Origin of the sequence: Micromonospora sp. DT41, assembly GCF_049841715.1 — a bacterium.
GTDB lineage: Bacteria > Actinomycetota > Actinomycetes > Mycobacteriales > Micromonosporaceae > Micromonospora > Micromonospora profundi.
The window spans coordinates 443269-467641 of record NZ_JBNCKU010000004.1 but is presented as its reverse complement, the minus strand read 5'-3'; the positions used below and the strand labels follow the sequence as shown (position 1 = coordinate 467641).

23 protein-coding genes are annotated in these 24373 nt (G+C 72.3%); 10 read left to right on the top strand and 13 right to left on the bottom strand.

Going from position 1 to position 24373, the window contains the following annotated elements; all coding sequences use genetic code 11:
- Positions 1–333 precede the first annotated feature (333 nt).
- Positions 334–510, top strand: coding sequence for a hypothetical protein (locus tag ACLQ23_RS10705; protein WP_425880591.1), 177 nt, complete (start codon positions 334–336; stop codon positions 508–510).
- A 194-nt stretch (positions 511–704) separates the two neighbouring features.
- Here the strand turns inward: ACLQ23_RS10705 and ACLQ23_RS10700 are convergent, their stop codons facing one another.
- Positions 705–1790: a hypothetical protein gene (locus ACLQ23_RS10700; protein WP_425735401.1), complete on the bottom strand. Its 1086-nt coding sequence runs from the start codon at positions 1788–1790 to the stop codon at positions 705–707.
- Positions 1790–2353: an RNA polymerase sigma factor gene (locus ACLQ23_RS10695; RefSeq protein ID WP_425735402.1), complete on the bottom strand. Its 564-nt coding sequence runs from the start codon at positions 2351–2353 to the stop codon at positions 1790–1792. The genes ACLQ23_RS10700 and ACLQ23_RS10695 overlap by 1 nt, the downstream gene beginning before the upstream one ends.
- 132 nt (positions 2354–2485) lie before the next feature.
- Here ACLQ23_RS10695 and ACLQ23_RS10690 point away from each other — a divergent pair, with 132 nt between their 5' ends.
- The 7 genes from ACLQ23_RS10690 to ACLQ23_RS10660 all read left to right on the top strand — a co-directional run bounded on the left by ACLQ23_RS10690 (position 2486) and on the right by ACLQ23_RS10660 (position 11097).
- Positions 2486–2965 (top strand): DUF2975 domain-containing protein, encoded by a 480-nt coding sequence (locus ACLQ23_RS10690; RefSeq protein WP_355598172.1) that lies wholly within the window; start codon positions 2486–2488, stop codon positions 2963–2965.
- Positions 2965–3171 (top strand): helix-turn-helix domain-containing protein, encoded by a 207-nt coding sequence (locus tag ACLQ23_RS10685; RefSeq protein WP_053653506.1) that lies wholly within the window; start codon positions 2965–2967, stop codon positions 3169–3171. Before ACLQ23_RS10690 ends, ACLQ23_RS10685 begins: the two co-directional genes overlap by 1 nt.
- Complete coding sequence (locus ACLQ23_RS10680; protein ID WP_355598170.1) at positions 3168–3344, top strand: hypothetical protein; 177 nt, start codon at positions 3168–3170, stop codon at positions 3342–3344. The genes ACLQ23_RS10685 and ACLQ23_RS10680 overlap by 4 nt, the downstream gene beginning before the upstream one ends.
- Positions 3345–3472: 128 nt before the next feature.
- Positions 3473–6658 carry an FtsX-like permease family protein gene (locus tag ACLQ23_RS10675; RefSeq protein ID WP_425735403.1) on the top strand — a complete coding sequence of 1062 codons (3186 nt, stop codon included), beginning with the start codon at positions 3473–3475 and terminating at the stop codon, positions 6656–6658.
- Positions 6655–9363: an FtsX-like permease family protein gene (locus ACLQ23_RS10670; RefSeq protein WP_355598166.1), complete on the top strand. Its 2709-nt coding sequence runs from the start codon at positions 6655–6657 to the stop codon at positions 9361–9363. The genes ACLQ23_RS10675 and ACLQ23_RS10670 overlap by 4 nt, the downstream gene beginning before the upstream one ends.
- A 1-nt stretch (position 9364) precedes the next feature.
- Positions 9365–10360, top strand: a complete 996-nt coding sequence (locus ACLQ23_RS10665) for an ABC transporter ATP-binding protein (RefSeq protein ID WP_355598165.1) — start codon at positions 9365–9367, stop codon at positions 10358–10360.
- Between the two features lie 14 nt (positions 10361–10374).
- Complete coding sequence (locus tag ACLQ23_RS10660) at positions 10375–11097, top strand: ABC transporter ATP-binding protein (RefSeq protein WP_355598179.1); 723 nt, start codon at positions 10375–10377, stop codon at positions 11095–11097.
- A 29-nt stretch (positions 11098–11126) separates the two neighbouring features.
- On the opposite strand, the gene ACLQ23_RS10655 is transcribed toward ACLQ23_RS10660, so the two are convergent.
- From ACLQ23_RS10655 to ACLQ23_RS10645, 3 genes are all read right to left on the bottom strand, one after another.
- Entirely contained in the window at positions 11127–11579 is a 453-nt protein-coding gene (locus tag ACLQ23_RS10655) for a GNAT family N-acetyltransferase (RefSeq protein WP_355598164.1), read from the bottom strand.
- A gap of 22 nt (positions 11580–11601) precedes the next feature.
- Positions 11602–13128 carry an alpha/beta hydrolase gene (locus ACLQ23_RS10650; RefSeq protein ID WP_425880596.1) on the bottom strand — a complete coding sequence of 509 codons (1527 nt, stop codon included), beginning with the start codon at positions 13126–13128 and terminating at the stop codon, positions 11602–11604.
- Between the two features lie 103 nt (positions 13129–13231).
- Positions 13232–14347, bottom strand: a complete 1116-nt coding sequence (locus ACLQ23_RS10645) for an ATP-dependent DNA ligase (protein ID WP_355629047.1) — start codon at positions 14345–14347, stop codon at positions 13232–13234.
- A 135-nt stretch (positions 14348–14482) separates the two neighbouring features.
- Between ACLQ23_RS10645 and ACLQ23_RS10640 the strand changes: the two genes are divergently transcribed.
- The gene (locus ACLQ23_RS10640; RefSeq protein ID WP_053653514.1) at positions 14483–14695 is read left to right on the top strand and encodes a hypothetical protein; all 213 of its coding nucleotides are present in this window, start codon (positions 14483–14485) and stop codon (positions 14693–14695) included.
- 112 nt (positions 14696–14807) lie between these two features.
- The gene (locus ACLQ23_RS10635; RefSeq protein WP_355629050.1) at positions 14808–15230 is read left to right on the top strand and encodes an SRPBCC family protein; all 423 of its coding nucleotides are present in this window, start codon (positions 14808–14810) and stop codon (positions 15228–15230) included.
- 25 nt (positions 15231–15255) lie between these two features.
- Here the strand turns inward: ACLQ23_RS10635 and ACLQ23_RS10630 are convergent, their stop codons facing one another.
- From ACLQ23_RS10630 to ACLQ23_RS10595, 8 genes are all read right to left on the bottom strand, one after another.
- Positions 15256–16176: a DNA-3-methyladenine glycosylase family protein gene (locus ACLQ23_RS10630; RefSeq protein WP_425735405.1), complete on the bottom strand. Its 921-nt coding sequence runs from the start codon at positions 16174–16176 to the stop codon at positions 15256–15258.
- A gap of 127 nt (positions 16177–16303) precedes the next feature.
- Positions 16304–16951, bottom strand: a complete 648-nt coding sequence (locus ACLQ23_RS10625) for a hypothetical protein (protein WP_355629056.1) — start codon at positions 16949–16951, stop codon at positions 16304–16306.
- Positions 16952–17156: 205 nt separating this feature from the next.
- Positions 17157–17939: an anti-sigma factor family protein gene (locus ACLQ23_RS10620; RefSeq protein ID WP_355629059.1), complete on the bottom strand. Its 783-nt coding sequence runs from the start codon at positions 17937–17939 to the stop codon at positions 17157–17159.
- Positions 17936–18628 carry a sigma-70 family RNA polymerase sigma factor gene (locus ACLQ23_RS10615; protein ID WP_355629062.1) on the bottom strand — a complete coding sequence of 231 codons (693 nt, stop codon included), beginning with the start codon at positions 18626–18628 and terminating at the stop codon, positions 17936–17938. Before ACLQ23_RS10615 ends, ACLQ23_RS10620 begins: the two co-directional genes overlap by 4 nt.
- A 113-nt stretch (positions 18629–18741) precedes the next feature.
- Positions 18742–19599, bottom strand: a complete 858-nt coding sequence (locus ACLQ23_RS10610) for a spermidine synthase (RefSeq protein ID WP_355629065.1) — start codon at positions 19597–19599, stop codon at positions 18742–18744.
- 15 nt (positions 19600–19614) lie between these two features.
- Positions 19615–20574 carry a hypothetical protein gene (locus ACLQ23_RS10605; RefSeq protein WP_355629067.1) on the bottom strand — a complete coding sequence of 320 codons (960 nt, stop codon included), beginning with the start codon at positions 20572–20574 and terminating at the stop codon, positions 19615–19617.
- A gap of 173 nt (positions 20575–20747) precedes the next feature.
- Complete coding sequence (locus tag ACLQ23_RS10600; RefSeq protein WP_425880590.1) at positions 20748–23222, bottom strand: AAA family ATPase; 2475 nt, start codon at positions 23220–23222, stop codon at positions 20748–20750.
- Positions 23222–24370: an exonuclease SbcCD subunit D gene (locus ACLQ23_RS10595; protein ID WP_355629073.1), complete on the bottom strand. Its 1149-nt coding sequence runs from the start codon at positions 24368–24370 to the stop codon at positions 23222–23224. Before ACLQ23_RS10595 ends, ACLQ23_RS10600 begins: the two co-directional genes overlap by 1 nt.
- Between the last annotated feature and the right edge of the window lie 3 nt (positions 24371–24373).

The following is a 24373-nucleotide window of genomic DNA, read 5'->3' as shown; positions in this document are numbered from 1 at the left end:
ACCACCACCGACACCTCCACCACACCGACTGGACCGTACGACTCGCCGCCGACGGCCACCCCGAATTCATCCCACCCACCTGGCTCGACCCCACACAAATCCCCCGCCGCAACCACTACCACCACCGAACGTAACCAGGCGGGGTCATCTGACTTGTTGTCCCGACGCCGATCAGCGGAAGTGCGTGGGGGAACCGCTGCCGTGGATCAGGTCTTCCGGAGCGTCAGCTGTCTGGACCTGCGACTGACATCGCATGGCCGCGTCCGCCGTGCCGCGACTGGTCTACGCGGTCCGACTGATCCGCCGTTGGGCGCTCGTCGGATCGGTGAGGCGGTGGAACTACTGCTGGCCGCCGGCCGCTCCGCCGGCCGCTTCCGCGCCGATGCCGAAGCCCGCGACATCGTCGTGCTCATCGGTTGGCTCTCGCGACTGGGCGACACCGAACTCGACGCCCGACGGCCGAGACTGCTGTCGATCATTGTCGACGGTCTGCACGCCAGCCACCCCTGACGCGCCCGCCCGCTGTCGCTGAAACGCGCGAACTGCCCCTGCCGCTGAAACGCGCGAACTGCCCCTGCCGCTGAAACGCGCCAACCGCCCCTGACGCTGACGATGGTCAGGGGCGGCGGCGCGTTGGTTGGTCTGCCGTTACGGCGGGCGCGGACTGTATGGGTCGAATGCGGTCGAGAAGGGCGGTGTCAGCCCTACTCGCAGCCGAGGGAACCCCGGTACCCGGGCGGCGGGTTGCCGGCGACCACCTTGTCGGCAACCTCCCAGAACACCTCCGGCCAGTCGCCCTCCTTGTTCATCTCGTGAAGCACCGGCCACTTGTGGCTGCTGCGCAACGCGTCGCTCGCTCGCTGGAGGGCGGCATCGTCGCCAGCTTTCTTGGCCCGCAGCCATTCGCTGATCCAGGCGCAGCCGACGCGACCGGTCACGTTGGCGCCGAACTGGTAGGGGTCGTTGGGGCCCAGGTCGGTCAGCGCGGTGACGTCGAAGCCCGGAGGGAGCGGCACGTCGGCGAGTATCTTGGCGGCCTGCTCCTTCGCCCGTTCCGGCGTGATGATCTCGGCCGGCAGTGCGGCCAGCCAGGTGCGGGCGTCGACGCGGACCACGCGGGCGACGATCTGGTCGAACGCCGAGCGCGTCCACGCGCCACCGGTCCGGAGTTCCACGAAGGACCCTTCGCGGGGCGTGAGCATGACCGCGAAGTCACCGGCGTTGTACTGGAACAGTTCGGCCGGCCAGCCGTCCACCTTCACCGGTTCCGGCTTGCTGACGCGGAGCCGGTCCTCGTGGAAGCTGCCGTACACGTTTGCCGGATACCAGTTCATCTCCAGTTCCTGGTCGCCCTTGCTGAAGCTGATCGTGCCCGAATCCTCCAGGAAGCCGTAGACGGTGGTCGCCTTCCAGCCGGGCTGGTCGATAAGCAGTCGCGGGTTCTCCTCGGCGGCCTTGAGCACCATGGCCGAGTAGGAGATCGGCTTCGTCGCGTCCGGGTTGTCCGCGGAGGTGGACGGAGGGTCGTCCGGTCCGTCCACGTTCATGATCGAGCCGGTGAAGATCACCGCGAGGACGGCGGCGGCGACGCCCGCGCTGGCGAGGCCGCTGAGCAGCGTACGGCGGGTCCGTAGGCGTTTGGCCGGCGGCGGCTCGGCGACCGGTTCGAGGGTCGGCGTGGACATGATCTCCTCCAGGAGGTTCTGCGCGGCCCCGTCGAGGTGCTGAACGGCGTGGGGTCGGTACGGGTCGGCGTCTCGAACCATCCGGTCGAGGTGCTCGTCAGTCATCAGCCCTCCTTCGGTGCGCGTACGGCCAGGACGTCGAATACATGTCCGGGTGGACCGGAGTCGTCACCGACGAGGTGTCGCAGCCGGCCCCGTGCGCGTAACAGCCGGGTACGGACCGCGGCCGGGCTGATGCCAAGAACCTCGGCGGCCTCGCGCGGCTCCAGACCCTCCCAGAAGGTCAGCATCATCAGTTCCCGGTCCTGGTCGCTGAGTCGGGCCAGCGCGGCCCGGACAGTGAGCCGTTCGGGCACCTCGTTGCCGGGGTCGGTGACGATGACGGCCCTGAGTCGTTGACGCAGCCGGTCGCCGAGTCGCCCTCGGCGCTGTCCGCTGCGGTGGTGGTTGGCAAGCACCCGCCGGGCCACGCCGTACAGCCACGGGCGTACCTCGGTGTCGGGCGGCATCTGGTGACTGCGCCGCCAGGCGACGAGGAAGGTTTCGGCCACCACGTCGGCCGCGTCCTCGGGTTGCTCGACACGTCGCACGGCGTACGCCAGCAGCGGCGCGAAGTTGGCCGCGTAGACACGCCGGAATCGATCCTCGTGCTCGGTCGTGGAGCTCACGTCTACTCCATGTCCGGTTCGGCGGCGGGCGTGACGGGTTCGGAGCGGAAAAATCACGCTAGCGGGCGGGGGAGGCTGCCAGAGATGCGGCAACCGATTGACATTCGATAGGTAGCGAGCGAAACTCAATGCATGATTGTCGAACGTCGAGCGGTAGCCGCTCTCCGAGTGTTCCTCGTGCTGCTGTTTCTGGTCCTGATTCCGTTCGAGACGCTCTCCCTGCCGGGGCAGTTCGCGCACATGGCGCAGGAGTCGCCGCAGGACGCGTACCTCCGATGGCCGGCGACGGCCGTTGCCGTCTTCTGGGTGCTGTGCGTCCAGGTGGTGATCGTGTGCACCTGGCAGCTGCTCAACCTGGTCAAGAAGGACCGCATCTTCACCGAGGCGTCCCTCAAGTGGGTGGACGCCATCGTGTGGGCCATCGCCGCCGCCTGGGTGGTGCTTGTCGCCGTCTTCCTCTACGTCGGGTTCAACGCGGGCGATCCCGGGTTGCCGGTACTGCTGTTCCTGCTGACCGTGGGTGTCACAGTGGCCGGGCTCCTGATGGTGGTGATGCGTGCGCTGCTGCGGCAGGCCACCACGCTGCGGACCGACATGGAAGCGGTGATCTGATGCCCATCATCGTCCGCATCGACGTCGAGTTGGCCAAGCGCAAGATGAGCGTCGGCGAGTTCGCCGAACGGGTCGGGCTCACCCCGGCGAACGTGGCGGTGCTGAAGAACGGCCGCGCCAAGGCCGTCCGCTTCAGCACATTGGAAGCGATGTGCCGGGTGCTCGACTGCCAGCCCGGCGACCTCCTCGAATGGGTCGACGAATGACGTACCTCATCGCTCTTCTGGCCGCCGCCCTCGGCGTCGCCGGCATCGTGCACGGGGAGGCCGACGACTCGCCCGGCCTGCAATTCCTGGGCGCCGCGCTCGTCGTCGGCGCTGTCGTTTTCGGGGTACGGATGATTCGGCACGGTAGGCGGCGGCTCGGGCGCGACAGATAGCCCGACGGCCGCGCCGCACGAGCCGAGCCGGCTTCCCGGAGTAACGATCATGTAACGGGCGCGAACCTTTCCCGGTGGATGACCTGTCTTGAAGGTCGTCGGCCCGCCAGGGCCAGGGGAGGCGTCGGATGAAGCTGGTGTGGAGGCGGGCCCGCGAGGCGCGAGGTCTGCTGGTTGCCGCGGTGATCGCCGCCCTGGTCGCCGTCGCGTTGGTCACCGGACTGTCCGATTACAACCGCCGTGCGGTGGACGCCGGGCAGCGGGCGTTGGTGACCGCCGCGCCGGCCGAGGAACGCGGCCTGCTGGTCGGCGGCTCCGGCGGGCGCGACGCCGCCGAGTTCGCCACCCGCGACAAGGCGGTGCGCGCCGAGTTCGTCGACGGGCTCGCCGGCGTGCCGGTCACCGTCTCCGCCGCCCGGTACGGCACGGGCCGGGAGCTGACAGGCGACCTCGGGTCCGTGCCCCGCACCGGCGACGAGCCGATCTTCGCGAACCTGGCCACGCTCGACGAACTGGCCGGGCACGCCGAGCTGACAAGCGGGGCGTGGCCCCGTGCCGGCGAGACGCCGGTCCAGGTCAGCCTGCCGGAACGGGTCGCCACCGCACTGGGCCTGGCCGTCGGGGAGCGGATCCCGCTGCGCGACCGTGCCACCGAGCGGGCCAGCCAACTGGTACTCGCCGGCACCTGGCGGCCCCGCGACCCCACCGAGGCGTACTGGCTGCTGGCCCCCGGTGTGGGCACGGGCAGCGCCGGCTCGGGCACCTCGTACGGGCCGTTCGCGCTGGACGCGGCCGACTTCGTGGCCACCTTCCCGGGCTCGGTGTCGGCGGCCTGGCTGGCCGAGCCGGACCTCGGCGGCATCGACGTCGATGACCTGCCGGCGGTGCGGGCGGCCATGACGGAGGCCGTGACTGCGGTGCCCGAGGCGGCGCAGTTGGGCACGTCGGCGCAGTCGTTGACCAAGATGGATCAGCTGCTGGACCGCATCGCCCGTGCTGACCTGGTGGGCCGGTCCGCGCTTGCCACCCCGCTGCTGCTCATCCTGGTACTCGGCGGGTACGCGCTGGTGCTTGTCGCCGCCCTGCTGCACGAGGACCGCCGCCCGCAGACCGCGCTGCTGCGCGCCCGTGGCGCCGCACGCCGGCAACTGGCCGGCCTTGCCGCCCGGGAGGCGACACTGGTGATTGCTCCGGCGGCCCTGCTCGGGCCGGTGATCGCCGGTGAGGCGCTGCGGTTCGTCAAACCCGGCGGGTCGGCCGAACTGTCCTCTGCCGGCGGAAACACCACACTGATCTGGGCGGCTGCCGCGGCGACCGCCGCCGGCTGCCTGGTGGCAATGGTCGCGCCCACGCTGCGCGGCGCCGGCACCTACGTGGCCGACATGGCCGCCAGGTCCCGACCGAACCGGGCGGCGAGCGTCCAGCGGGCAAGCGTCGACCTGGTACTGGTGGCGCTCGCCCTGCTGGCCTGGGTGCAACTGCGCCAGTACGCGTCACCACTTGCCGGCTCGGGCGGCAGCCTCGGGCTCGATCCGCTGCTGGTGGCCGCGCCCACGCTCGGCGTGCTGGCCGGCGCGGTGCTGGCGCTGCGGGTGCTCCCACCGGTCACCCGGTTCGCCGAGCGGTTCGTCGACCCGCGGCCGTGGACGGCCACCATGCTCGGCATGTGGCAGGCCGGCCGGCGTCCACACGCCGGACCGGTGCTGCTCCTCGCCCTCGCCGTCGGCGGCAGCACCCTCGCCTGGTCCCTGGTCAGCACCGGTGAGCGGTCCCAGGTCGAGCAGGCCAGCCACACCGTCGGCGCGGACCTGCGGGTGACCGAGCGGACCGGTTCCGCCCCGCCCACCCGGGCCGGCGAACTCGCCGCGCTGCCCGGCGTGGCCCAGGCGCTGCCGGCGTGGCGCGACGAGGTGCGGGTGGGAAGGCAGAACCTGCCCACCACTGTGATCGGCATCGACCCGGCCGGGGCCCCCGGCGTCGTCCTGCTCGCCGACCGCCTCAGCGACGGGTCGGCGTCGGAAAGCTACAAGCGGATGCTCCAGGCACGCGGTGCCCCCGTCGGGATCGAACTGCCCGCCGGCACCCGCGCGGTCACCGGCACGGTCCGCACCCCCGTCGAAGGCGCCTTCCGGCCCCATCGGGTCGGGGTGGCTCTGCTGTTCACAAGCGCCGACGGGCTGGCCCTGCGTCTGCCGGCGGTCGACGCCACGAGCGACGGGCGGGCCGCCCGGTTCACAGTGACACTGCCCGACGTCGGAGGGGCGCCGCTGCGGCTTGCCGGCTTCGAGGCCGACGGAGGCCGGGCGGCCGGGAACTCGTACCGGCTCGACGTGAAGGAGTTGGCGCTCGTTGGCGCGGACGGCACCGCGCGGCCCACGAACCTGACCGGCGCCTGGATGGCGACGACGGGGGACGGGCCGGGCCACCCGGCGACGTCGACCCCCACCGGCGTCATCGCAGACCGCCCGGTGGACGTGATCCCCGGAGGGCAGTTCGCGTACCAACCGTCCACCCGCTTCGCCATCGTGCCCGCCGGGGTGGCCGAGCCCGTGCCGGTCCTGATGACCGCCGGGGTACGCGACGCGCTGAGCCTGCGCACCGGCGACACCGTCACCCTTGCCCTCTCCGGCGTGTCAGTGCCGACCCGGCTGGTCGGCGAACTGGAATCCGTGCCCACCACCACCGGCGAGGGCGTGCTGCTCGACCTGCCGGCCGCGGTGAACGCCCTGATCCGTGACGGCGGAACGATCCGGTCGGTGCCGGAGTGGTGGCTCGACGCCGACGACGCCTCGGCAGCCGCCGGCGCCGCCGCCGACCTGCCCGGGGTGACTGTCCTGGAACGCCGGACAGTGGCCGAGGCCGCCGCCGCCGACCCGTACTGGCAGGGGTCACGCACGGGAATGCTCGCCGCCGCGCTCGGCGCGGTGCTGCTCGCCCTTGTCGGTCTCATTGTCGACGTGTGGGCCACCGCCCGACGCCAGCTCGGCGAGTTCGCGGTGCTGCACACCCTCGGCGCGACACCTCGGCTGCTGGCCCGGGCGCTGCTTGCCGAACAGACCTTCCTCGCCGGTATCGGCGTGGGGGTCGGGCTGCTGCTCGGCGCCGTGGTGGGGGCCACAATGGCTCCCCTGGTCGTTCTCACCCCGGCCGCCGGCCGACCGGTGCCCTCGGCGGCGTTCGTGCTGCCCTGGGTGCCGATCGTTCTGACCGCGGTCGGTCTGCTGCTGGCGGCGCTCGCCTTCAGCGCGTTCATCGCCACCGGCATCCGCAAGCGGGTGGCGGCGGTGCAGCTGCGAATCGGGGGAGAACGATGAGCATCGGCGCGGTCGTCCGCCGGGTCCGGGCGTACGGCGGGCAGTTCCTGCTCCTGGCGGTGCTGACCCTTGTGGTCACGCTGCTTGTCAGCGGAGTTCCCCGGCTCGTCAACCGGCTCGCCGAACAGGGACTGCGGGCGCAACTGAACAGTGAGCCGGCCGTCCGCCGGGATCTCTCGTACGCCACCGGCGAGGCGCCCTTCAGCTCGATCAAGACCGCTACGGGAGCCGCCCGTGAGCGGTTCGACGCCTTGGCGAAGGAGATGCCGCCGCAGGTGCGCTCGGTGGTGGCCGAGCGGTGGCACAGCGTGGAGACCACGCCGGTTCGGGTCACCGGCCCGGACCTCGCGGCCCGCAAACTGCTTGTCGACCTGGGTCTGCGGGTCATGCCCGACGTCCAGGACAACAGCACTCTCGTCGACGGGGCGTGGCCGAGCGAAACGTACATTCCCGAGCGGCCGATCGAAGTGGCGCTCGACGCCGACGTGGCCGGCAAGCTCAACCTGCGGCCCGGCAGCCAACTGCGCATCGGCAACGTCGACGACAAGGGCGCAATGATCGACCCCGTCCGGGTGTCGGTGTCCGGGCTGTTCCGCCCCACCGACCGTGCGAGCGGCATGTGGGACGGACTGCCGCCGGCGCTGCGAATCACCGAACCGCTCGGCGACGGTCAGCCGCTGATCGTCGTCGGCGTGGTCGGCCAGTCCACATTCAACAAGCGGGCGGCGGAGGGCTGGCCGATCCGGTTCGACTGGCGCTACCGGCTGGGCGTCAACTCCATCGACGCCCGCAACCTGGACCAGTTGATCGACGGCGTACAGACGGTGCAGCGCAGCACCCCGTCGGACCTCACACTGACCCAGGGTGTCGACGTTCCGCTGCGGGCGTTCGCCGCCCAGCTGAACGCCGCCCGGACCCTGCTCGCGGTGATCGCGGCGGGCGTGCTTGCCACCTTGGCCGGGCTGATTGTGCTCGCGGCCATCCTCGCCACCAGGCGGCGTCGCGCGGAGTACGTGCTGCTGCGCGCCCGAGGAGGTGCGGCCACCGCCGGCGCCCGGCGCAGCCTCGCCGAGTCGCTGCTCGTGGTGCCGGTCGCCGCCGCGCTGGGCTGGTGGCTGGGCACCCTGTTCCCCGGCGCACCGGCCCCGACCGCGCCGTACGCCGCCGCTGTGACAGTGCTTGTCACCCTCGCGCTGCCGCTGGCGACCCTTGCGGTGCCGACCGGCGGGGCGGCCCGCCGCGACCTGGTCCGGCTCCGCCCTTCGGCACGCCGACTCACCGTCGAGGTCTCCCTGTTGCTGCTTGCCGGGCTCGCGGCGGTACTGCTGCGTCGGCGCGGTCTCACCCTCGGCGAGGTGGACCCGCTGCTGGTGTCGGTGCCGGTGCTGCTCGCTGTCGCCGCGGCGGTGCTGGCGCTGCGCGCGTACCCCTGGCCCTTGCGGTTGGTGAGCCGGCTCGCCGCGCGGACCAGGGGCAGCGTGACGTTCCTCGGCACCGCGCGGGCCGGCCGTTCCGCGGTCGCCGCCCCGCTTGTGGTCGTGGTGCTGGCGATCGGCACCGCGGCGTTCTGCGCTGTCGTCGCCGCCGGTGTCGACGCCAGCAGGGATCGGGCCGTCGAGCGGACAGTCCCCGCCGACGCGGTTGTCCGGGGCGAACGTCTCGCCCCGGACACCCTCGACGCGGTGAGTCAGCTGCCCGGCGTCAGCGCCGTCACCCGGGTGGCGGACGAGCCGGACCAGCGGTTGGCCGCCGACGCCCTCGGCACCGACGCGCGGGTCGGGCCGGTGCAGGTGCTGCTGGTGGACGGCTCGGGCCTGGTCACCGTGAGCCGGGAGTCCGGTGTGGTCGTGCCGCTACCGGCCGTGCTGCGCAGCGCCGAGCGGGCGTCCGGGCCACTGCCGGCCATCGTCTCCCCGGCGGTCGCCGCCGACCTGACGCGGGCGGGCCTTGACGGTTCCGCGTTCGTCTCGGTGCAGGGCGAGCGGTACGAGTTCCGGATCGCCGGTTCGCAGGACACCTTCCCGCTGCTGTCGGAGGGCGCCAGCCGGTTCGTGATCCTGCCCTGGCAGGCGCTGCCGGCCCGCACCACCGAGCCGGTGCCCACAAGCCTGCTGGTCGCCGGGGACCGGCTCGACGCCGAGGCGTTGCGCCTGGCCGGCGACCAGGGGCAGGAGCGCTACCAGCGCGCCGGAGCGGTGACCGGCAAGGACCGGCCCATCGGGGTGACTGTCGACACCCGCGACGACGTCCGGCGGGAGCTCGGCGACGGCGGCGCGAACGGGGTGCTGGCCTTCGGGTTCGCCGCCGGTGCGATCGGTGGCACCGTGCTCGGGCTGCTCGCCATCGCGTTCATAGTGCTGGCCGGCGCGCGAGCCAGGGGGCAGGTGCTGTCCCGGCTGCGCACCCTGGGTCTGTCCCGCCGACAGTGGCGAGGGCTGTTACTTGTCGAGTTGGCCCCACTGGTCGGCACGTCGGTGCTGACCGGCGCGCTCGTCGGGGCGGTCCTGCCCCTGCTGCTCAACCCGGTGCTCGGCCTGTCGGCGTTCACCGGTGGCGTACCGGTCCGGGTGGCCTTCGAGCCCGGCCTCGTCGCCGCCGTGTTCGCGCTCGGGGCGGTCGCCCTCGGCTTCGCGGTCACCGTCGAAGCGCTTAACAACCGCCGGTTGCGCCTCGGTGAGGTGCTCCGGCTCGGAGAGGAGAGCTGAGATGACCGCTACCGCACAGACCGAACCGAAGCCCGATCTGGCCGCCCTCCAGCGGCGGGCCGCGCAACGTGCCGCCGAACGGGCCGGCGGAGAGGACCGGCTGCGCGGCCACATCGTCTGCGACGGCCTGGTGCGCATCTTCAAGACCGAGGGGGTGGAGGTCGTCGCCCTCCAAGGCCTCGACCTGGTCATCGACAGGGGCGAACTGCTGGCGATCGTCGGCGCGTCCGGCTCGGGCAAGTCCACACTGCTCAACATCCTCTCCGGCCTTGACACGCCCACCGCAGGCATCGCCCGGGTGGCCGACTACGACCTGCTCTCGCTGTCGGCGAAGCGGCGGCTGAGCTACCGGCGGGAGCTTGTCGGGTTCGTCTGGCAGCAGACCGGCCGCAACCTGCTGCCGTACCTGACCGCCCTGGAGAACGTCGAGCTGCCGATGCAGCTGGCCGGCAAGCGGTCCCGCAAGGCCCGCCGGACACGGGCTCGGGAACTGCTCGACATGGTCGGCGTGGGCTACTGCGCCGACCGGCGGCCCGGTCAGCTCAGCGGCGGCGAGCAGCAGCGGTGCGCAGTTGCCGTGGCGGTTGCCAACGACCCCGAGGTGCTCTTCGCCGACGAACCCACAGGTGAGCTGGACGAGGCGACCGGCGCTGAGGTCTTCGCGGCGTTGCGCACCATCAACGCCGAGCTGGGTGTCACCATCGTCGTCGTCACCCACGACCACGCCGTGGCCAGCCAGGTCCGTCGGACCGTCGCGATCCGCGACGGTCGAACCGCCTCCGAGGTACGCCGGACCGCGCGTGTCGGCGCGGACGGCAACACCGAGCTGATCAGCGAGGAGTACGCGGTGCTGGACCGCAACGGCCGGATGCAGTTGCCGGCAGCGTTCGTCGACGCGTTGTCGCTGAAGGAGCGGGTCCGGCTCGATCTGGAGCCCGACCATGTGCAGGTACGGCCCGGTGACCGGGCGTCGGAGGAACGGGAGGCACGGGCGTGAGCCGTCGGGACATGATGGTGACGGGAGCGGCCCCGCTCGGCGGTGCGCCCGGGGGGCACTCTGACGAACTGGTCCGGGTCAGCGGTGTGAGCCGGACCTTCGGTCGCGGTGAGCACGCAGTGCACGCGGTGCGGGACGTCTCGTTCCGCGCCAACCGCGGCGAGCTGGTGGCCATTCGCGGCCGATCCGGAGCGGGCAAGACCACGCTGCTGAACATCATCGGCGGGCTGGACAAACCGGACAGCGGTCAGGTGGTGGTGGCCGGGCACGAGGTGACAGCGGCCGGCGAGGCGGAGCTGCTACGGCTGCGCCGGGGCACCGTCGGGTTCGTGTTCCAGACCTTCGGGTTGGTGCCGATCCTCTCCGCAGCCGAGAACGTCGGCGTGCCGCTGCGGCTCGCGCAGGTACCGGCCGCCGAACGGGAGCAGCGGGTCGCAGTGCTGTTGGAACTTGTCGGCCTGGGCGGGCACGCGGCGCAGCGCCCCTACGAACTCTCCGGAGGGCAGCAGCAGCGGGTGGCGGTCGCCCGCGCGCTGGCCAACGAGCCGGACCTGCTCATCGCCGACGAACCCACCGGCCAGCTGGACTCGGAGACCGGAAGGTCCATCATGGACCTGCTGCGCGCCGTCGTGCACGCCCGAGGGATGACGGCACTGGTGGCCACGCACGACCCGGCCCTGATCGACCTGGCCGACCGCGTGCTCGTCCTGCGCGACGGCCGACTGGTGGACGGCTGACCCACGTGCCCGACGGCCGGCCACGTGGGTCAGAGCGCGAGCTTCATGCCCTCGTGGCTGGCCACGAAGCCGAGGCCCAGGTAGAAGCGGTGCGCGTCGGCGCGCGTCTTGTCGGTGGTGAGCTGCACCAGGGCGCAGCCACGCTGCCGGGCCTGGCCGATCGCCCAGGTCATCAGGTCCCGGCCCAGCCCCTGCCCACGGCTGTCGGAGCGGACCCGGACCGACTCGATCAGGGAGCGCTCGGCACCGTGCCTGCCGAGCCCGGGGATGTAGGTGATCTGGAGGCAGCCGACCAGGTCACCGTCCTGCTCCGCGACGATCAGCTGGTTGCGCGGGTCCGCGTCGATGGCGGCGAACGCCCTCTCGTACACCTCGTCGACAGCGGTGAAGTCACGGGCCTTGCCCAGGACGTCGTCGGCGAGCAGGGCGATGACGGCGGGCAGGTCGGCCCGGACCGCCTCCCGGAAGATCAGGTCGCTCATGCAGGTGAGCCTGGCACACCACTCAGCGCGCCGGGCAGCGCAGCCCCTCCCGGGGCACGGTCAGGTCGACCAGGTACGCGTCGACGGCGTTTGTGATGCAGGTGGTCTGCGGGTAGGCGGTGTGCCCCTCGCCCTCCCACGTGAGCACCCGGCCAACGCCCAGCATCGACGCGAGCCGCGGGGTCTGCTCGTAGGGCGTCGCCGGGTCGCCCGTCGTGCCGACCACAACGATCGGCGGTGCGCCGTTCGCCTTCCCGGTCGGGTACGGGTCACGCCCGCCCGGCCACTCGACGCAACTCAACATTCCCACCGCGAGCGCCGGACCGAACAGCGGGTACTTCGTGCGCCACTGCGACTGCAACCGGCGGATCTCGTCGCGGCTCGGCTTCTCGGTCTCGTCGGCGCAGTTGATGGCGAGGTTGGCGTCGAACAGGTTCGAGTAGTGCCCGTCGCTCTCCCGGCCGGCGTACGAGTCGGCGAGCCGGAACACGTCCTTCGGATCGCCCTCGGCCAGCCGGTCGATGGCCTGGGCCAACTGCTGCCAGCCCGACTCGGTGTAGAGCGACGAGATGACCGCGTAGAACACCCAGCCGGCGGTGGCCTCGCGCCCGTCGTCGCCACGTACCGGGGAGACCTTTGCCTTGTCGATTGCCGAGGTGACAGCGGCGCGGGCGTCCGGGGCGAGCGGGCAGCGGGCGGCGTTCGCGGCACACCAACGGGCGAAGTTGTCGAAGGCACGCTCGAAGCCGCGGGCCTGGCTCTCCGAGCCGGCGATCAGCCGCTGCTGCGGATCGACAGCGCCGTCGAGCACCAGCGCGCGCACCCGCTGCGGGTAGAGCTGGGCGTAGATGGCGCCGAGCAGGGTGCCGTAGGAGTAACCCAGGTAGGTGAGCTTGTCGTCGCCAACCGCCGCGCGGACCGCGTCCATGTCCCGGGCGGCCTGCTCGCTGCCGTACAGCGGCAACTGGTCGCCGTAGCGGTCGCCGCAGCCGCGCCCGATCCGCTGGCTCAGCCCGACGAACCCGTCGAACGACGCCTGGCTCTCCGGATCGGGGTCGTAGCCGAAGCTGGCGTCCAGGTCGGCGTCGGAGATGCACTTCACCGGGCTGGACCGGGCCACCCCGCGCGGGTCGAAGCCGACGATGTCGAAACGTTCGGTGATCGAGCTGGGCAGCCCACCGAACTGGGGGCCGAAGGAGAGGTAGACGGCGGTGTCCACACCGGACCCACCCGGCCCGCCGGGGTTGACGACGAGTGAGCCGATCCGGTCGCGCTGCTTGCTGGACCGTGCCCGCAACAGGGCGATCTCGAAGGTCTCGCCGGCGCCCGGCCCGGCGGTCGCTCCGGTGCCGTTGCCCCAGTCCCGGGGGACCGCGATCCGGGCGCACTCGTAGCGCATGTCCGGCGCGCCCCGGCCGACCATATCCTCGGCCACCTCGGGGCAGGGCCGCCAGGTCGCCGAACTGCCGGCCGGCGCCGCCTCGCCCTCCACGTCGGTGCGCGGCGCGAACGCCGGCAACGTGCAGCCGGCGGTCAGCAGGGCAGCCACGACGAGAACGGCGAGACCGCGACGGACCCGACGGTTGGTCGCCCTCCACGGCTGGTCGGCGGTGCGGGTCACGTGATCCTCCGGTGTCGAGTCGACGGCCAGGCTACGCCGGGCCGGTGGCGGCCCTGTCCACGGTGGCGGTCGGGTCGCCGCGCAGCACCTCGTCCACGTCGTAGCGGATCGGGCGGTCGAGCTGGTCGTACCGGCAGGAGCGGGGATCGCGGTCCGGACGCCAACGGACGAACCGGGCGGTGTGCCGGAAACGGTCACCCTCCATCGCGTCGTATGCCACCTCGACCACCAGTTCCGGACGGAGCGGCTCCCACTCAAGGTTCTTCGTGCCGGTCCACCGGCTCACCCCGCCCGGAATGCGCTGGCCGCGCTCGTGGTCGCCGTGCACCCACGGATGCTCGCCTCCGGTGTCCCGGTAGGGCGCCAACTCGTCGAGCAGCTCGGCGCGGCGGGCCATGCTGAACGACGCGCTCACGCCGACATGGTGCAGGACGCCCGCGTCGTCGTAGAGGCCGAGCAGCAGCGAGCCGACCACCGGGCCGGACTTGTGCCAGCGGAAGCCGGCCACCACCGCGTCCGCCGTGCGGGCGTGTTTGACCTTGAACATCAAACGCTTGCCCGGCTCGTACGGCAGGTCGGCCGGCTTGACGATCAGGCCGTCCAGACCGGCGCCCTCGAAGACGTCGAACCACCGCTTGGCGGTCTCCGGATCGGTGGTGACCTGGGTGACGTGCACCGGCGGGCGTACGCCTGCCAACGCCTCGACCAGCCGCTCCCGGCGGCGCGGATAGGGCTGGTCCAGCAGGGCCTCGTCACCGATTGCCAGCAGGTCGAACGCCACGAAGTCGGCGGGGGTGGTCTCGGCCAGCATCTTCACCCGGGACGCCGCCGGATGGACCCGTTGGGCCAGCAGCTCGAAATCCAGCCGGGGCTGGCCGTCCGGCCCGTCGCGCCGGATCACGATCAGCTCCCCGTCGACGGCGCACCGCTGTGGCAACTGTCGGCGGGCCTGCTCGACCACCTCGGGGAAGTAGCGGGTCATCGACTTGCCACCCCGGCTGGCCAACTCGACCTCGTCGCCGTCGCGGAACACGATGCACCGGAACCCGTCCCACTTGGGCTCGTAGGTCAGCCCGGCGGTGGTGGGCAGCTTGGGAACGCTCTTGGCCAGCATCGGCTCGACCGGCGGGTTGATCGGCAGGTCCACGGCGACCAGTCAATCAGACGGTGCCGACAGTCGTGAGGCACATCACGGTGGACGTGCGGGCGGCGTGTCCGTCCGAGCGCCGCTCGTCCCGACCGGGCGAATCAGATAAGCGCAGGTCAGAGCTACTTTCGCGAGATGTCCGAGTGGGTCTGTGACTGCTGCGGGCGGTGGCGGGTGAGCGTCGAGCTGATCCGGGGCCGCTACCGGTACCGGCTGACCCGCCGATACCCGGAGCGGTTCGGCGGCGGTCGCAACGTGCTGGGCGAGGTCGGATCGGTGCCGGAGCTCGAGGAGTTGCTCGCCCGGCGTACCCCGCTGAGCCTTGCCGATCTGCGCGAGGCCGCCTGACCGACGCCGCGCCCCCGGGCCGGGCGTCGGACGCCCGTGTCACGATTCGCCGCGTCGGCTCGTCCCCCTTGCGCAGCGGCGCCGGGCGGCGCCGCGCGGGGGAGGACGAGAGATGCGGTTCGAAGCGGGTACGGACATCGCCGCCGACGCCAAGCGGGTCTGGGAGGTCCTTGTCGATGTGCAGCGGTGGCCAGAGTGGACGGCCTCGGCCAGCCGCGTCGAGCGGGGCGAGCCGGGGCCGCTCGCCGTCGGCGCTACCGCCCGGCTGACCCAGCCGAAGCTCCGGCCGGCGGTGTGGCGGGTCACCGAGCTGACCGAGGGGCGGAGCTTCACATGGGTCTCCGACACCCCAGGTGTGCGCACCCGTGGGGAACACCTGTTGTCGCCGCTGCCGGGCGGCGGCACCCGGGTCGAGCTGGCCATCGTCCAGTCCGGGCCGCTGGCCGGGCCGGTGGGCTTGCTGTACGGCGGTCTGCTCCGGCGCTACCTGCGGCTGGAGACCGAAGGCCTCAAGCGTCGAAGCGAGCAGGGCTGACGCTGAGCGGGCTGCGACGGAGTGGTCAGAACCGGGCGAACGAGCGGATCGGGGCGCGCGGGCCGTACTTCGGCGCCTGGATGCCGGCGGCCTCCAGCAGCAGGCAGACCCGACCCCGGTGGCCCCGGAACGGCTCCAGCAGGGCAAGCATCCGGGCGTCGTCGCCGCGCGCCTCCCCGGCGAGTGCCCAGGCCACAGTGTTCGGGATGTGGTAGTCGCCGACACTCACCGCGTCCGGGTCGCCGTAGGCGATCCGCACCACCTCGGCGGCGGTCCACGGGCCGATACCGGGAATGGCGGTCAGCCGGCGGGTCGCCTCGGTGGCGTCGGCGCAGCGCTCCAACCGGTCGGCCAGCGCGGCGGCGCGACGCAGCGTGTCGGCGCGGCGCTGCTCGACGCCGAACGGGTGGAACACCCAGTACGGGGTGGCGGCCACCGCTGCGGCCTCCGGCGGGAGCAGCAGCGGTTGCAGTGGCCCGGGTGCCGGCTCACGGAAGTGCCGCACCGTCGCCGAGTACGCCCGGTAGGCCTCCTTGCCGGTGACCTTCTGCTCGAACACCGCGCGCAGCAGCCGGGGAAACAGTTGCCCGGTGGTGGGCATCCGCAGACCCCGGTGCTCCCGGGCCAGCCGGGCGACGAGCGGGTGCGCCGCCGCCAGTTCGGCGAAGCCGGTCAGGTCGTCGCGCAGCCCGGCGATCGCGTCGGCCCGCGCCACCACGTGCTCGGCGCCCGGCCCGTAGCCCTCGGCGATCAGGTCACCGCCGGCCGGGCGCAGGGCGAGCGTGGCCGGGCCGTCCGGGGTGCGGGTGGCCCACCAGAAGGTGCCGGCCGCGATGCGCGCGCACGGGTCGTACGGGCTGAAGGTCAGAGCGCGGACCGACGCTGTCAGCCGGTAGCCGACCGGCGGGTGCAGCACCCGGGTCGCGGCGGGCTCGGTCTCGGTCACCCCGCCACTCTGCCAGGTGGGGCTCCGGCCCGGGTCACCGCCGCTTCCAGTGGCCCGCGCACACGACGATGGTCGGTCGCGCCCTCCCCGGCGACGACCGACCATCGAGCCCCTCATGCGTACGGGATCAGTACGTGCTGCCCCCACCGGAGTCGCCCGCTCCGCTGTCCGCGGGCGGGGCGACAGCCTTCGGCGTGGAGGTGGGCAGGCAGCTCAGGTTCTTCTTGCCGTCCGGCTGGACCACGAACCAGGTGCCGCCGACGGCCTGGCCCTTCCACTGGCCGGGCTTCTTGTCGCCGATGTAGCGGTACACCGGCCATCCGGCGATGGTGAGCTGGCGGGTGCCGTCCTGCCGGGTCACGCTTCCCACCTTGTCGTCGGAGACCCCGGTGAGCTCAGGGTTTCCGTCGGTCAGGGCCGGCGGCCAGACCTGCGCGCACTTGTCGACGCAGTTCGACGCGGGCGGGTCGGCGGTGTCCTTGTCGAAGCGGTACAGGATCCAGCCGTCCTGGTCGGTGACGACGCTGCCCATCCGGGCGACCTTCTTACCGATCAGCTTCTCGGTCAGGTCGACGTCCGCGGGCGGCGGCGCATCGGCGACCGGCGCGTCCGGGGTTGCCGACGCCTCGGGTTCAGCCGTTGCAGTGGGCTCGGCCGCGGCGACGGCGACCGGCTCGGCCGCGCTCGTGTTCGCCCCGTCGTAACCCGCGGGAGCGCAGGCCGTTAGTGCGACCATCGCGCTCACCAGGATGACGGTCCGCTTCATCTGTGCCACGTGCCCTCCTCATTCTTGGCAGTTCACCCATAGGTACGGAGTGCGGGCTGTCAAGGTTGAAGTGGCAACAGTGGTCAATTTCACTGGAATTGGTTGAACCGAATGGGACGGTCATCCGTACGCCCCTACGCGGGACCTGTCCGCCACCACAAACAGATCGGCGCCGGCCATTGAAAAATGACCGGCGCCGACAGGGTACGCGATCTTACATGGGCACGGTGACCAGCGGGCTGGCCACACCGTTACTGTCTACCGACTGCACCTGAAGCTGCTTGATCTCGCTCGACCGCGCCGACGTCGAAGCGCTCAGTTCGAGACCCTGTGGACGATTGTTCGTGCCATATCCGCCCTCGGGAACCGACCAGGTCGAGATCACCTCGGTGGTGGAGTTCTTACGAACCACCACCAGCCGGCAGGTGCGCGGCCCGGGCAATTTCCGCAGATTGAAGTTGATGCGGGTGCCGTACTCCCGATCCACGAGGAACATCGTCGTCTGCACGCCCGTCGTCGGATCGGTGGCGTCGACCTGATCGCCCTCCTCCTCGGTGCCGCCGACGCCCGGGCCACTCGGCGGTGCCGTCGGCGCACTCGTCGGCGGATCGTTCACCACCGCGCTCGGCGCCGGCTCCGCGATGATCCCCGGCGACTCGTCACCGGCCACGCTCACGAAGCCGTACCCGGTCAGGCCGCCGAACACCACCACCGCCGCCGCGGTGGCGAGCAACTGACGAAACCGGGTACGCCGACGGTCGGTCCGGACCGCGACCAACGTCCGATCCAACAGGGCCGGATCGGTGGCGGTCTGCTCCATCGCCATCATGGTCTCGCCGTCGATGTCGGAGAGCAGGCCGACCACCGGCACCATCGTCTCCAACTCGGCCGCGCACGCCCAGCACGCGGCAAGATGCTCCTCGAACCGCTCAGTGTCCTGCTCGTCGAGCACGCCCAGCGCGTACGCCGCGACGTCCATGTGATCCGGTCGGCTCATTCTGTCACCCCCCGCTCCTGCAGAGCCGTGCGCAGCGCGCGCAGCGCGTAGTAGACCCGCGACTTGGCGGTGCCCAACGGAAGCCCCAACTCCTCGGCGGCCTCCGGCACCGTCCGCCCGCGGAAGTACGTCGAGATCAGGATCTCCCGGTGCGACTGACTGAGCGTACGCAGTGCGTCCGCCACAGTCATCGTGCGTAGGACCCGATCGGTGCTGTCCGCCTCGGCGAACGCCGTCAGGTCCCGGTCGTACGTCTCCGGCGGCCGGGCCTCCTGGCTGCGGTGCTCGTCGATGGCGATCCGGCGTGCCACGGTGACCAGCCAGGGCCGCAACGACCCCTGCCCCTGCGTGCCGAGGCGGTGCGCGTTGCGCCAGGCCCGCAGCAGCGTCTCCTGCACGATGTCCTCCGCGCGCTGCCGGTCCCCCCCGGTGAGCCGCATGACGAACATCAGCAACGGACCAGCGTGTTCCGCGTACAGCAGCCGGATCAACTGGTCAGAGTGGCTGGCCTCGGATGTCGTCGCCTGGTGGCGCCCGGGCGCCGATCGGGGCGTCACCGGACCATTCTGGCGAGACGAGGCCCGGGCGTCGACCCCACGGGCAGACGAAGTCGGCCTCGACGACGGCCGCGCCGACAACCAGTCAGCGCGAACCGCGTCCCCATGCCAACCGGCCGCCACCGCATGCATGCAGACCTCCGGGATGTCCGATACCACCGCCGCCCCCACAAGGCGAGCCGCCCGGTGGTACGCACCGGCGAGGCGAGCGGATCAACAATCCGGGAAAAAGTTCTGCGGCGACGTCAGCGACGGACGGAGAACAGGCCCGGCGGCGGCGGATCCGAGCCGGTCGCGTCGGCATCACGCACCACCTGTGCGCCACCGACGAAACGGTCCAGGTCGTCGCCGGCCACCACCCGACCGGGAAACCAGTCACCCGCCGCCCGCCGGGTCAACTCCGGCACCGGGGGAGTGGACCGGCCGGCCACCAGCACCAGATTGCCGTACCGGCGGCCACGCAGCACCGCCGCGTCCCCGACCAGGCACGCCTGCGGCAACACCGCGCGGACAGTGGCGACCTGACCACGGGCGTGCCGCAGCGGCGGGCCGTCGGCAAGGTTCGCCAGATACCAGCCCGCCGGGCTGAGCACACGGGCCACCTCGGCGGCGTACTCCACAGAGGTGAGATGCGCCGGGGTACGGGCGCCGGCGAAGACGTCGGCGACCACCACGTCGTAGCTGGCGTCGCGCGTCCCGGCCAGCACAGCCCGCGCGTCCTCCACTCGCACCCGCAGCCGGGCATCGGCCGGCCAGGGCAACGCTCGACGCACCAACTCCACGAGCGCACCGTCCACCTCGGACACCCGCTGGGTGGATTTCGGCCTGGTCGCGGCGACGTACCGGGGCAAGGTCAGCGCGCCACCACCGAGGTGCAGCACCCGCAGCGGCTGCCCGGCCGGCGCGATCAGGTCCAGTGCGGCGGCCAGCCGCCGGACGTACTCGAACTCCAGATGCGTGGGGTCGGTCAGATCGACGTGCGACTGCGGCGCGCCATCCAGCAGCAGCGTCCACGAACCCGCCCGATCCGGGTCCGGAACAAGCTCCGCCTGCCCGGTGTCCACCTGCTCCACCAGCCGGTCATTCGCCCGCTTACGCCCCACAGTGACCAGACCCGATCAACGGCCGACGCGGGCCGCGGCGGTCAACGCGCGGTGCAGCAGCCGGGAATCACCGAGCAGCGCCCGCAGACGGCGCTCCAGACCGGCGATCGGTACCAGGTTCTGCGGTGCACGCGGATCCTTGTACGGCGTGGACGCGAACCGGGGCAGGGTGACAAGCGACAGGTCGGCCAGCTCGATCGCCGCCTCCACGGGAAGGTCGGCCGAACACTCCACCCGTACGATGCCCGCCCACGGCGCCCCGAGCGCCACCGGCAGCCGCAAATACCACGACCAGCCACCCCAGGCCGTGCCGAGCCGGAACACCGGCGAACGCTCACCCGACGCCAGGCCTGTCACCACCGCCGTCAACCGGGCGTCCAGGTACTGGCTGTGCTGGGTCTTGATGTAGCCCAACGTGCGCGGCAACTGCCGACGGCTCCGCAGCGGGCCGTCCACCACCAGCAGGTCGCCGTCGACCCGGGCGGCGTCGGACACCGCCACCTCCAGTGCAGTCAACGGGCCCTGCACCGCCGCCGGCAGCTTCGCCAGCTCACCGGTGCCACCCACCCGGTGCACCGGATAGCGGATCGCTCCCGCCACCACGTCCTGCGCCGACGGGCTCGCCGTGAACAGACCCCGACCGACCCGGGTCCCGGCCAGCTGCGCCGCACCCCGACCCAGATCGCAGCGGACCACCCCCGCCGCGTACGAGGCGGCCAACCCCGGGAACGACCCCCCGTCGGCCTCGGCCGTCCAGATACTCGCGTCGATCCGGCGGACTCCGTCGACGAGCAGCACCACGTCCGGCGACCGCACGCCCGCGCGTACCCCTATCGCCCGCCAGTCCACGGCGGGCAGCTCCACGTCCGCGTCGACCTGCGCGCTGCTCGGCGCGGCCGGCCCCGACGAGGACGCCTCGAACGACGCGCCGTAGGCCGGGTCCCACGAGTCGACGAAGAAAGCCGCGTCGCTCACCGGGCTGGCCTTTCGTTCGCGACTGCGGGGCTCCGCTGCGCTGCGCTCCTCGCGCTCACCGGGCTGGCCTTTCGTTCGCGACTGCGGGGCTCCGCTGCGCTGCGCTCCTCGCGCTCACCGGGCTGGCCTTTCGTTCGCGACTGCGGGGCTCCGCTGCGCTGCGCTCCTCGCGCTCACCGGCCCGTCCGCTCGACCCGCGCCGAACGGGCATCCTTGCGCACCTCGAAGCGGACCGGGATGCGTTCGGCAAGCGCCGGGACGTGGGTGACCACGCCGACCATCCGGTCACCCCGGGCGGCCAGGTTCTCCAAGGTCGCAGCGACAGTGTCCAAAGTGGCGGCGTCAAGGGTGCCGAAACCCTCGTCCAGGACGATCGACTCCAGGCTCGCCGCTGTCGTCGACATGCCTGCCAACTGCTCGGACAGCGCGAGGGCCAACGCCAGCGACGCCTGGAACGTCTCACCGCCGGACAGGGTGCGCACACCGCGACGCAGTCCGGCGTCGTGCTGGTCGACCACGAAGAACTCACCCTTGTCGTGCACCAGCTCGTACTGGCCGGAGGACAGCTCCCGCAGGATGCCCGACGCGCCGTCGACAAGCAGATCCAACGCCTCGGCCAGCAGCCACCGCTCGAAGTTGTTGGCCCGCAGGTGCCCGGCGAGCGCGCGCGCCACCTGAGCCTCCCGCTCGTGCCCGGCCCGCTGCTCCCGCAGCGCCCCGGCCTGCTCGCGCCGCTCGGCCAGCCGGCGCCGGTCACCCTCGGCCCGCTCCACCGCCACCGTCGCGGCACGCACCGGATCGTCGGCGACCGGCACATCTGCGGCGGCGAAGATGGCGGCGATGCCCTGCTGCACCGCGTCGGCAGCCGCCTCGGCCTCCGCGACGACGCTGGCCCGAGCCGCCCGGTCGGCGCGCCGGCGCTCCACCTCGGTGCTCGCCCACCCGGTCAGCGCCGTCCACGCGGCTGCCACGTCGTCCCGGTCGGTGGCGGGCGGTCCGAACCGGGCCAGCCCGTCGCGGGCGGTGTCGAAGGCCCGCCAGGAAGCACGCAACCGCTCCTCGGCGGCGTCCACCCCGGCGTGGGCCTGACGGGCGCTGTCCCGGCCGGCCCGCACTGCGGTCGCCGCCTCGTCAAGGGCGCGCCGCAGCCGGGCGTGCTCGGCCAACTCCCGGTGCAGCACTGCCGGCTCGGCCGCGCCGGCGAGCTGCCCGTCGAGGTCGGCCAGCCGGGCGTCCACCTGCTCCTGCCGGGCACGAGCCTGCACCAGCAGCCGCTCCAGGTCGCGCGCCGCCGCGTCCCGCTGCTGCACCGTCGCCTGGGCGGCCTTGGTGGCGGCCCGCGCCGCCTTGCCGGCCGCAGTGGCGGCGGCCACCGCCGAGTCGGCCGGGACCGCAGGCACCTGCGCCACCGGCTGCTCGCAGACCGGGCAGGGCGCGCCCGCGTGCAGGTGCGCCCGCAGGCTTACCGCCAGGTCGGTGGCCTTCGCCTCCTCGTGTGCCCGGAACGCCGCCTCCAACTGGGCGTCGGCCCGTTCGGCGTCCGCGCGGGCTGCGGCGAGCGCGGCCACAGCCGCCGTGTGCTCGTCGTGCGCCGCGCGCACCGTCGCCCGGACCGTCTCGGCCTCGCCGGTCAGCCGGCCCCGATCGTCGTACGCCCGCAGCAGCAGTCGAAGCGCGCTTTCGTCCCCGGCACGGGCCAGTTCGCCGCGCAGCTTCTCCTCCCGCTCCTCGGCAAGCGACACGGCGGTGGCAGCCGCCTCGGCCTCGGCCCGTGCCGCACTCACCGCGCGGGCGACCTCGGCAACCCCGCGCGGCGCCTTGATCCCGGTCAGCACTGTCAGCTCGTCGTCAAGCGCGGTCAGCGCCGCCGCCGCCTCTCGCGCCCTCGCCCGGGCCGCCGCCAACTCCGGCACAGCGGCGGTCACCGCACCGGCCAACTCGACCATCCGGTCGACCCGGGCGTCGGCCTCGGCCAACGCCTCGTCGTCCACACCCGTCAGGCCGGCGAGCAACTGGTCGACCGCGTCAAGCCGGGCCTCCGCCTGCGCGGCGCGCGCCGACGCCCTCTTCTGGACGTCCTCGTAGACGCCCAGGCCCAGCAGGTTGACCAGGATCTGCTGCCGGGTCGCCGGCTTGGCGTGCAGGAAATCGGCGAACTGGCCCTGCGGCAGCACCACGCAACTGGTGAACTGCTCGTACGGCAGCCCCACCGCCTCCAGCACCGCCTGCTCCATCTCGGCGGGCGTACCGGCCACCACCTCGCCGAGGTCGTCCGGGCTCAAACCGGTGTCCAGCTTCGTCACGTCGAACCCGGCCGGCATCAGCTGCAATCCGGCGTTCGCGGTCTTGACGTTGCCCCGGCCGTCCCGGCGCACCACCCGGGTCGCCACGTACCGGGCGCCGCCGGACTCGAACACCAGCCGCACCCGGGCCTCGGCGGCCGACGGCGCGAGCGCGTTGGCAAGCCCTCGCGGGCCACCCCAACGGGGAACCATGCCGTAGAGGGCGAAGCAGATGGCATCCAGCACAGTGGACTTACCCGAGCCGGTCGGGCCGATCAGGGCGAAGAAATCGGCGTCGGTGAAGTCGATTGTCGTCTCGTCGCGGAAGACCGTGAAACCGGCCATGTCCAATCGCATCGGACGCATCAGTGATCGACCTCCTCGAAGAGCTCGTCGAAGAGTTCCCGGACACCCTCGTCGGAGTGCCCCCGGCTGTCCAGGTAGTCGGCGAACAACTCCCGGGGCGAGCGTCCCGAGCGTTGCGCGATGCGGGCGCCACTGCCCGGCGTGGCGAGCAACTCGGGATCGATCCGGATCTCCAACGCCCGGGGGAGAAGTTCCTGGATCTCCTCGCGCAGGCCGGCGCGGGGCTGCTCCCGCACGAACACGCGCAGCCACGCGTCCGGCGCCTCGATCTCGGCGAGCTGGGCCAGCGTGCCCCGCACTGTGCGCAGCGCGCTCGCCGCCGTCACCGGCACCTCCCGGATCCGGGCGGCGGTGGTGGCGGTGACCTCGACCAACGTTACCGAGGGGACGTTTTCCTGCTCGCCGAAGTCGACAGCGAGCGGGCTGCCGCTGTAGCGCACCGGGCACGGGCCCTCGACGCGCTGCGCCCGGTGCAGGTGGCCCAGCGCCACGTAGTGCGCGTTGGCCGGAAAGACTGTGGCCGGCACCGCGTAGCCGAGCACCGTGTGCGCGTCCCGCTCGCCGCCACCGGCAGCGGCCCCGGTCACCGTCACGTGCGCGGTGACAAGATGCACACGGTCCGGCTCAGTGAAGCCCTCGGTGAGCCGGGCCAACACACGGCCCAGGTGATCGGCGTACGTCTGGTTGGCCTCCGCGGCGGTCAGCTCGTACATCTCCAGCGCGCGGATCGCGTACCGCTGGGACAGGAACGGCAGCGCCGCCAGCTGCCACCGCTCCCCGTCGGCGGTGGTGCCGTCGATCACGTGCTCGTCCGGATTTTCCCGTACGCCGCCACGTAGCGTGATGCCGGCGGCCTCGGCCCACGGCCGCAGCGCGTCAAGCGCCGGACCGTTGTCGTGGTTGCCGCCGATCGCCACCACGTCCGCGCCGGTACGCCGCAGCGCCGTCAACGCACGCGTGACCAACCGGGTCGCCTCGGAGGTGGGCGCGGCCGTGTCGTAGAGGTCACCGGCGACGATCACCAGATCCGGCTGCTCGGCGCGGGCGATGTCGATCACCCCGGCCAGGACGGCCTTGTGCTCCTCGGCCCGGGACTGCCCCTTGAGCACCTTTCCCACGTGCCAGTCGGAGGTGTGCAGGATCTTCATAGC

Coding starts and splice junctions, on each gene's coding strand:
- ACLQ23_RS10660 (WP_355598179.1), top strand. CDS start 10,375: ATGGTGACGGGAGCGGCCCCGCTCGGCGGTGCGCCCGGGGGGCACTCT.
- ACLQ23_RS10665 (WP_355598165.1), top strand. CDS start 9,365: ATGACCGCTACCGCACAGACCGAACCGAAGCCCGATCTGGCCGCCCTC.
- ACLQ23_RS10690 (WP_355598172.1), top strand. CDS start 2,486: ATGATTGTCGAACGTCGAGCGGTAGCCGCTCTCCGAGTGTTCCTCGTG.
- ACLQ23_RS10655 (WP_355598164.1), bottom strand. CDS start 11,579: ATGAGCGACCTGATCTTCCGGGAGGCGGTCCGGGCCGACCTGCCCGCC.
- ACLQ23_RS10600 (WP_425880590.1), bottom strand. CDS start 23,222: ATGCGTCCGATGCGATTGGACATGGCCGGTTTCACGGTCTTCCGCGAC.
- ACLQ23_RS10700 (WP_425735401.1), bottom strand. CDS start 1,790: ATGACTGACGAGCACCTCGACCGGATGGTTCGAGACGCCGACCCGTAC.
- ACLQ23_RS10640 (WP_053653514.1), top strand. CDS start 14,483: ATGTCCGAGTGGGTCTGTGACTGCTGCGGGCGGTGGCGGGTGAGCGTC.
- ACLQ23_RS10680 (WP_355598170.1), top strand. CDS start 3,168: ATGACGTACCTCATCGCTCTTCTGGCCGCCGCCCTCGGCGTCGCCGGC.
- ACLQ23_RS10685 (WP_053653506.1), top strand. CDS start 2,965: ATGCCCATCATCGTCCGCATCGACGTCGAGTTGGCCAAGCGCAAGATG.
- ACLQ23_RS10595 (WP_355629073.1), bottom strand. CDS start 24,370: ATGAAGATCCTGCACACCTCCGACTGGCACGTGGGAAAGGTGCTCAAG.
- ACLQ23_RS10670 (WP_355598166.1), top strand. CDS start 6,655: ATGAGCATCGGCGCGGTCGTCCGCCGGGTCCGGGCGTACGGCGGGCAG.
- ACLQ23_RS10635 (WP_355629050.1), top strand. CDS start 14,808: ATGCGGTTCGAAGCGGGTACGGACATCGCCGCCGACGCCAAGCGGGTC.
- ACLQ23_RS10675 (WP_425735403.1), top strand. CDS start 3,473: ATGAAGCTGGTGTGGAGGCGGGCCCGCGAGGCGCGAGGTCTGCTGGTT.
- ACLQ23_RS10620 (WP_355629059.1), bottom strand. CDS start 17,939: ATGAGCCGACCGGATCACATGGACGTCGCGGCGTACGCGCTGGGCGTG.
- ACLQ23_RS10615 (WP_355629062.1), bottom strand. CDS start 18,628: ATGCATGCGGTGGCGGCCGGTTGGCATGGGGACGCGGTTCGCGCTGAC.